Raw genomic sequence first — 1,833 nt, forward strand, 5'->3', positions numbered from 1 at the left:
CGAGGCGCGGCGCGAACGCCGCCAGCCGCACGGCGTCGAACAGGGCGCGCGTGCCGTCGAGATTGACGCGGTAGCCGCGATCGAAATTGGCTTCCGCCTCGCCCGATACGATGCCGGCGAGATGGAACACGACGTCGGGCCGCGACGCGACCAGCCTCTCGGCGGCGCCCGCCTCGGCGAGATCGCCGGTATGGCTGTGGATGCTGACGCCATCGATGGCCGGCGCCTGTGGCGGTACGATGTCGTGCAGGTCGAGCGCGGAGATCTTCTGGCCGCGCAGCCTGCCGTCCTTTGCCAGCCGTGCAATGAGCTTGCGGCCGACCATGCCGGCGGCGCCCGTGATCAGAATGCGCATGTCGAACTTCCCTTATTTGCTCTGATTTTTGCGTTGGCTGCGCGCGCGCAGCCAGAACACCAAGAAAAACGCCAGCACGAACGCGGTGCCGAAGATGCCGGCGAGCACGGTCGAAAGGCCGCCGAGGGCCAGCATGATGTTTGGCAGGAAATAAACGGCAATGCCGAACAGCAGCATGATCGACAGCGCGGCGATGGCGGCGTTCTTGGTATCGCGATCCATTATGCTGTCCCGGCGTGGCCAGGGGTCGTCGAGCTCGGATTCAAGGCGCTTGGGTTCCCTGCGTCAGTGATGGTGGCCATGATGCAAAGCCGCGTCATGCCCCTGGTGGTGATCATGGTCATGACCATGGTCGTGCTCGTCGCCGTCGTCGGCGCACTGGCCGAATTCAGGTTCCACCGTGGCATGGCTGATGCCATGCTCCGACGCAAGCCGCTTCTTGATCGCGCTGACCGCCTTGGGCGCGTCCACGCCCTCGTTGAGGCAGGCATGCAGCGTCGCCATGCTGCTGGTGCCGTCGATCGACCAGATATGCATGTGGTGCACCTCGCGCACCCCCTGGACCGTCGTCGCGATGTCGCTGGCGATCAGGTCCCGGTCGAGGCTCGGCGGCACCCCTTCGAGCAGGACGTGGGCGGCCGCGCGCATCAGCGACCATGCCGTGGACAGGATCAGCAGCGAGACCAGCACCGACAGGATCGGATCGATCGGGGTCCAGCCGGTCGCCAGAATGACGATCGCCGCCACGATTGCCGCGGCCGAGCCGAGCAGGTCGCCGAGCACATGCAGTATGGCGCCGCGCATGTTGAGGCTCTCACGGTCGCCGCCATGCAGCACCAGGAAGGAGCCGATGTTGACCAGCAGGCCGAGGATCGCCACCACCAGCATCGGCCCGCCCAGCACCGGCGCCGGCGTCTGCAGGCGCTCCCACGCCTCGTAGACGATCCACAGCGCGATGACGAAGATGGCGATGCCGTTGGTGTAGGCCACCAGCGTCTTGACCCGGCCGAAGCCATAGGTCAGGCGGACGGTCGCCGGCCGGTCCGCAAGATGAAACGCGTACCAGGCAAGGCCGAGCGCAATGGCGTCGGCAAGCATGTGGCCGGCATCGGCCAGCAGCGCCAGCGAGCCGGTGAAAAGACCGCCAAGCGCCTCCGCCACCATGAAGCCCGCCGTCAGGCAGGCCGCGATCAAAACGCGCTTCTTGTCGGTCGAGCCATGACTATGCGCGCTGTGGCCGTGCCCGCTGTGGTCGTGCCGGCTGCCGTCGTGCCGGCTGTCGTCGTCACTGTGCGCCAATGGCAAACTCCCATGCCCGGATTCAGCTCAAGCGCCGAATTCCGCGCGAAAATCCTCGAGCCGTCGTTTCTGCTGGCCGGCACCGTCGAAATTGGCCGGATCGAGCCACGCCTCGTAGGCTTTGCGCAAGGCCGGCCATTCCTTGTCGATGATCGAATACCACGCCGTGTCGCGGTTTT

At 66.1% G+C, this 1,833-nt stretch carries 3 protein-coding genes and 1 pseudogene; all 4 read right to left on the reverse strand.

Annotated elements, in window-relative coordinates; translation table 11 throughout:
• Positions 1–355, reverse strand: a 355-nt coding sequence (locus FJ980_RS30400; protein WP_140547288.1) for an NAD-dependent epimerase/dehydratase family protein, incomplete at its 3' end; no start/stop codon positions are given.
• 12 nt (positions 356–367) lie between these two features.
• Positions 368–580 carry a hypothetical protein gene (locus FJ980_RS30405; protein ID WP_140513664.1) on the reverse strand — a complete coding sequence of 71 codons (213 nt, stop codon included), beginning with the start codon at positions 578–580 and terminating at the stop codon, positions 368–370.
• A 60-nt stretch (positions 581–640) separates the two neighbouring features.
• Positions 641–1,654 carry a cation diffusion facilitator family transporter gene (locus FJ980_RS30410; RefSeq protein WP_140547289.1) on the reverse strand — a complete coding sequence of 338 codons (1,014 nt, stop codon included), beginning with the start codon at positions 1,652–1,654 and terminating at the stop codon, positions 641–643.
• Positions 1,655–1,681: 27 nt separating this feature from the next.
• Positions 1,682–1,833 (reverse strand): annotated as a pseudogene (locus tag FJ980_RS35575) (GNAT family N-acetyltransferase); the annotation flags it as partial.

The sequence above is a fragment of the Mesorhizobium sp. B1-1-5 genome, from assembly GCF_006443065.1.
Classification (GTDB): domain Bacteria; phylum Pseudomonadota; class Alphaproteobacteria; order Rhizobiales; family Rhizobiaceae; genus Mesorhizobium.